Source organism: Chitinophaga sp. (assembly GCF_035564935.1).
Taxonomy (GTDB): domain Bacteria; phylum Bacteroidota; class Bacteroidia; order Chitinophagales; family Chitinophagaceae; genus Chitinophaga.
In genome coordinates, this window is the sequence record NZ_DATMTE010000725.1 from 1 (window position 1) to 5,773 (window position 5,773).

Genomic DNA, 5,773 nt, shown 5'->3' on the forward strand with positions numbered 1-5,773 from the left:
GTAATCAATATTAACAGATAAATTCAATTCCAGCAACCTGCTCCATCATGTCCCATCCTGCACTATCCTGCATGGTGGTTGCCCTGCCGGAGTTGATCTGGCCCCAGACCATGGCAGCCTTGCAGCAGTATTACCGGCTTCTTTCAGCAGAGCCGGTAACAGGATATATCTGTACAGTCTGCATCTGGCAAAATAGCCTCAACACACATTTCTTCGCAAGTCACTTAGAGAATAAACGCTTCTGAAAATATAGCAAAAAGATTCCCGGCGGCGAACAGTGTCAGGCAAGTTTAACCCGCTGGTGGATTGGCAGATATGTTATGTTTAATTATCTTTCCTGTCTGAATAAAATTTTTTTCCTGATCATGGAGGTTGCCATATTCATCCGAACCGGACCAAATAGAATGTTAGCCTTGCTTTTTGCTGCCCTGCTCGCGCTTTCCTGTTCCTGCCTGGCTCAAAACGGAACTGCTTTCACGGGGTATGGGAAGGTACCTGTAAAAACCCCGGATTCCCTTTTGCGGAAAGTACACCTTGCCACCGGTATCAAAGAAAAAATACTGGCCTTACAGCCTCTTTTGGCTTTCCATGCCGACCATGGCACCACGGATTCCGTGATCATTTATGCACAGCAACTCATCGGCAGTCTTAACCAAAGCGATCTTTCGGCTGCCGATAAACGGTCTTACCAGGTTTCCCTTTACCTTATCCTTGCCAACGCATACAATGAGGAAGGGCTGTACGACGAGGCGTTGCGTTATTACCTGCAGGGCGCCGGTATTGCGGAAACTACCGGTAACAGTGCCGCTGTGAATGACAACAAAATGGGCATCGCCAATGTATATGCTGCCCGTAATGAACACGACAAAGCCATAGCTGCATACAATGACCTGCTGAGTACCGTGCAGGATACACAACTGGAACATTTAGTATATGAGCGGCTGGGTATCATTTTCCTGGAACAGAAAAACCTGCTTCAGGCAAAACGGTATACTGAAAAAGCACTGGCTTATTTCCATCAGCAACACCAGGAGAAAAAGGAGCTGCAGGCCAAACTTACACTTGGTATCATTGCGGAACTAAACCAGCAAACCGATGAAGCATATGCTATTTACAATGAAGTAAAAAACAATGCAGAGCAGCACCAGTTCTTTGACCTGTATATCCATGCCGGGCAGCGGATGGGCGACTTACTGATGGCCCGGAAGGATTATGACAACGCAAAGGTTTTGCTATCCCTGGTATACACTAACGCGCTTCAGTGGAACGACCTGGAAGCGCAGCTGAAAGTATTGAACAGTCTTCGAAACCTGCACGCGGTAACAGGCGATTATAAAAACGCCTATGCACTCATGACCCAGTACATGGGCATTTTCCGGGAAGTATTGAACAGCCAGAATAAAAAGGAGATCAACGAGCTCGAAATTAAATACCAGACAGCCCAGAAAGAAAAAGAAATACTGAACAAGGAAAGCCAGTTAAATCATCAGAGAACGATAAAATACAGTCTGCTGATCGGCTTCCTCATCGTCCTGCTGCCAATTATAGGTTTGCTGTATATGTATTACCAGAAACTACAGGCGCAAAGCAAACTGAATGCTACCATGGAGGAAATAAACCGGCAGGAAATTGCCGCGCTGCTGAAAGATAAGGAACTGGAGCTGCTTAAAGCCTCTGTTACCGGCCAGGAGAAAGAGCGGAAACGGATTGCGGGTGAACTGCACGACAGCATCGGCGGCAATCTTGCGGCCATCAAATTACAGCTCTCTAACCAAACGGGGGTGAATAAGCTGGAAACGATTATCCGGCAGGTAAACGATACTTATCACCAGGTACGTGATTTATCACACGATCTTGTTCCGCAGCAATTCAGCAACACCGGCTTCACAGCGCTCATTTCAGGCTATATCCGGCAATTCAACGTACCCGGTAATGCCATTATCACCTTCCAGGCTTTTCCCGGTGAGGAAATTGACCAGATCGGCGCTTCACTGAAAGTGGAGATCTATAAGATCATCCAGGAGCTGATCACCAACGCCCAGAAGCACAGCCACGCTTCTAAAGTTGAAATACAGCTGACCCGGCTGGACGACATGCTGAAGTTGCAGTTTGAAGATGATGGCCGGGGATTTTCCATGGATACTGTGAAATTCGGCATCGGGTTTCAGAATATCCGTGAGCGTGTGAAATTATTCGACGGCGTATGTACCATTGACTCTTTCCCTTCGAAAGGCACAGTAATTGACATTGAAATACCTTTAAACCAGGAATTGCATGAAGCATAATATTATCCTTGCAGACGATCATAAATTGTTCCTGGAAGGACTTATCAGGTTGATAACACAAGACACGGACCTCCATGTACTTTATTATGCCCATAATGGTAAACTGGTCATGAACTATCTTGATCAGCACCCGGAAGAGCAGGTGGATCTCGTTATTACCGATATCAGTATGCCCGATATGGACGGCATCACCCTAAATAATTATATCAAGGAAAAAAGACCGGAGATCAGCACCCTGGTGGTAAGTATGCATACCGACAGCAATATGATAGATACGCTTATCCAGAATAATGTAGACGGTTTTTTATCCAAGAATGCAGATTCAGACGAATTACTGGAAGCGGTAAAAATGATCCTCAAAGGCGGGAAATACTTTTCAGAGGCCGTGAAACAGGAATATCTCAAAAGCGTGTTCAACAAGGAAAAAGAAACCCTTGAAATGCTCACTTCCCGGGAAAAGGATGTACTGAAGCTGATTGCGGAAGAATACACCACCCAGGAAATCGCGGACAAACTCTTTCTCAGCAAACACACTATTGAAAGTTACCGAAAGACCCTCATCCTAAAATTAAAAGTGCGCAACCTGGCAGGTCTCACCAGGTATGCTGTTAAATTAGGGCTGCTTAGTTAACCCCCTGAAAACAGGGGGGTGAATTTCACTGGATACGATGTTGCTGACCCTGTTGTACCCAGCTACCTTTGTTGCATAATAAAACAATCCTCTAACAAAAAAATGCAACATTATGATTTACGGAATAACATTAATCCTGCTGAGCATCATTGCCGTTCCCTCCCTGATTTTATCTAAAAAGCCAAACGCAAAGGAGTTGCTGGAAAACGTAGCGCCCTACCAGGGATGGATAGGAATTGTTTTCTGTTTCTGGGGCATATGGGGGCTTGTAAGCGCCGTTTTAAATATTGGCTGGCTTACATCGGCGCCTATCTGGTGGACCACCTTAGCGGCAGGCAGCCTGGTGGAAGCATGTCTTGGTTTCTTACTCGGGTTCCCGCTGATCAGTAAGTTTTTCCTTTCCGGCAATGAAAAGGCCAGGGAAAAGGCAGTAAGTATCAGGGCAAAGTTAGCACCCAAACAGGGCAAACTGGGCATCCTGGGCATTATCGTTGGCGTATGGATGATTGTAGCGTCCTTCGTGTTTACGATTGCGTAACATTATTCTTTTACAACTCAACTTTTAACCGATGAAAAAAATAATACTGGCTGCCATCATATTGGTGTCGGCATTGGGAAGCTATGCCCAGGAACAACAAAACCACGCTATCCAGGTTTATGGCGTTGCCAAAATAAACCGGGAGGTGGAAGCTTACCTGATGGATTTGTCCATAGCAGTAGATTATGGAGAATCAGAAAGCAAGAAATCTTTTGAAGAACTGAAAAAAGGCTTTTTCGCAAAGGCAAAAGAAGCTGGTTTGAATGAAAGCCAGTTTAAAGAAGATAAACTGGGGTACCAGGGATTACAACTTTTCAGGGAAGGCACATTATATACGTTCGAAACCCGTTCCCGCGACGAACTGCTGAAGGCAGCCAGGCTGGCAAACGGCAGCGTTATCAGTATCACAGCTACAAGGGTAAAGTTTAAACCTGTTGTGAAAGATGAAAAACAATTCGAGGCGGCATTTCTCAATAGCAAGGAGAAAGCAGCGATCATTGCAAAGGCAATCAATAAAAAACTGGGGTCAGTGTTAACAGTGACGGATCTTACCTCCCAGGAATCCAGGGTGGAAGAGAGCTATTTCTTCAAACCAGCCGAGGATCAGTATCTTTCCCTGCTGGTTAGTTTCGCGATTGAATAGCCGGCCTTTTATCCATTTTTGACCCCAAAGGTTTGGAACGTTGATCCAACCAGGTATCGGATAAATCGAAATGTTGAAATTTTAGAAATACCTGAATGGCGCAAAGAGCCTGGCCCAGGCATTTATTTTGAACGAAGGGATTACTGTCATCGGTCAAACCACTGTTTAAATGTCTTTGCCTGCAATTTGCTCACATTAATTTCTTCTTTGAAACCTGGATTTAATCCGATACCTACTTTGCCGTATTTGAGCGGATAGTATTTCATAATGGCCTTATGATTAACGATCATATTCCTCGCTGCCCGAAAAAAAATGTTTTTATCCAAATACTCCTCGATTTGATTCAGGCTTTGAGATAGAATACGGTCACTGCCTTCAAAAGTTCGGATAAATACCCGTCCGGATGTTCGATAAAAGTAGGCGATAGAATCAACCGGGACAGGTATACTGCCAGTAGGAGTATGGGCAATAAATATTTTTTTGGGAACAGGACCCTCGCTTTTCTCTTCTTCAAGTGCCGGTACAATTATATCAATGCCAGCATCGACGGGCGTCGTCTGGATAAGATGCAGGAGTTGATTGCAGCGCCAGACCAGATACCGGACCAGATAGTAACCATTAAAGATACTGATCAGGGCAATAATAAAGGGAAAGACGTAGAATCGATAATTATAAGCAAAGATATTATTGCCATACATTTTGAGGTACGATGCCGCAAGCATGAAAACAACAATGCCCGGAACGATAATGCCTAAAAGTATCTGCAAGATCACTCTAAGAAGCGTCTGATCGTACCAGTCATATCTACGGTCCAGGAAAACAGTTGCCTGGTAAATAAGGTTTACAATAAGGAGCATAATCAAAAGTGTGCTTCCAAATTCGATCAGATAGCTTTTGTCAAAAAGATGGGATGACCATGGTTCAAGGCTGACATATTCGGTGATGATGTGGGAACCGCTAATTGCAGCGATGATTCGAATGGTGCAGTCGTTATAGTACGCTGCCCTTTTGAAGGCTGGAGAGGAGAGTTCCATATTAGATATTAATTTTATGTAAATGACAAATAAAGTCGGAACGTTTGTTATTTTTGCGTATGCAACATCAAGGTCTCAATAACAAAAGAATAGTGCTTGTACATTAGAAGAAACAGCAACAGGTGGAGGTTTTCTCTAACCTCAAGAACTTCTGTCTTAGCTATCCTCAATACAATTATAACCGGTAGAGGCCGTGACTTTTTTGGTAAATCAATTGCTGAAAAAAGGTCAGCGAATGGATAAAACCGTTGTTAACAAAATCACACAATCAAGATGATAATGGCTTCAGGAAGAGAAGTGGATCTTCCGGATGTTCGCGAATTAAAGAAAATAACTCCTCAAAAGAGCCACCAGACCCAAAAGAGTAAAGGAAGAAACTTTAGGAAGTTCCAACAGTTCAATCGGGCAGCTCGCCTGTTTTACGGCCTATGTTGAGAAAAGCTCGATGAATCACTCTCAGATTCCTGTCAGGCACTTTGTTCCTTTACAAAGTTTCTTATTAGGGTTAATACCTCATCAAAATGGGTGTCCAGCACATCGTGCCCTCCGTCCAGAATATGAATTTGCGCTTCGGGTAAGTCACTTTTATAACAAGGCACCTCTTTCACAGAAAAGAATATTTCATATTTCCCCCAGATAACA

5 protein-coding genes are annotated in these 5,773 nt (G+C 44.1%); 4 read left to right on the forward strand and 1 reads right to left on the reverse strand.

The window, feature by feature from the left end; translation table 11 throughout:
* Positions 1-404: 404 nt before the first annotated feature.
* The 4 genes from VN105_RS18740 (at position 405) to VN105_RS18755 (ending at position 4,097) form a co-directional block, all read left to right on the forward strand.
* Positions 405-2,285, forward strand: coding sequence for a tetratricopeptide repeat-containing sensor histidine kinase (locus VN105_RS18740; RefSeq protein WP_325643058.1), 1,881 nt, complete (start codon positions 405-407; stop codon positions 2,283-2,285).
* Positions 2,275-2,916, forward strand: a complete 642-nt coding sequence (locus VN105_RS18745) for a response regulator transcription factor (RefSeq protein WP_325643059.1) — start codon at positions 2,275-2,277, stop codon at positions 2,914-2,916. The genes VN105_RS18740 and VN105_RS18745 overlap by 11 nt, the downstream gene beginning before the upstream one ends.
* Before the next feature lie 112 nt (positions 2,917-3,028).
* The gene (locus VN105_RS18750) at positions 3,029-3,454 is read left to right on the forward strand and encodes a hypothetical protein (protein WP_325643060.1); all 426 of its coding nucleotides are present in this window, start codon (positions 3,029-3,031) and stop codon (positions 3,452-3,454) included.
* 31 nt (positions 3,455-3,485) lie between these two features.
* Positions 3,486-4,097: a hypothetical protein gene (locus VN105_RS18755; RefSeq protein ID WP_325643061.1), complete on the forward strand. Its 612-nt coding sequence runs from the start codon at positions 3,486-3,488 to the stop codon at positions 4,095-4,097.
* 146 nt (positions 4,098-4,243) lie between these two features.
* Here VN105_RS18755 and VN105_RS18760 read toward each other — a convergent pair whose 3' ends face one another.
* The gene (locus VN105_RS18760; RefSeq protein ID WP_325643062.1) at positions 4,244-5,131 is read right to left on the reverse strand and encodes a LytTR family DNA-binding domain-containing protein; all 888 of its coding nucleotides are present in this window, start codon (positions 5,129-5,131) and stop codon (positions 4,244-4,246) included.
* Positions 5,132-5,773 lie beyond the last annotated feature (642 nt).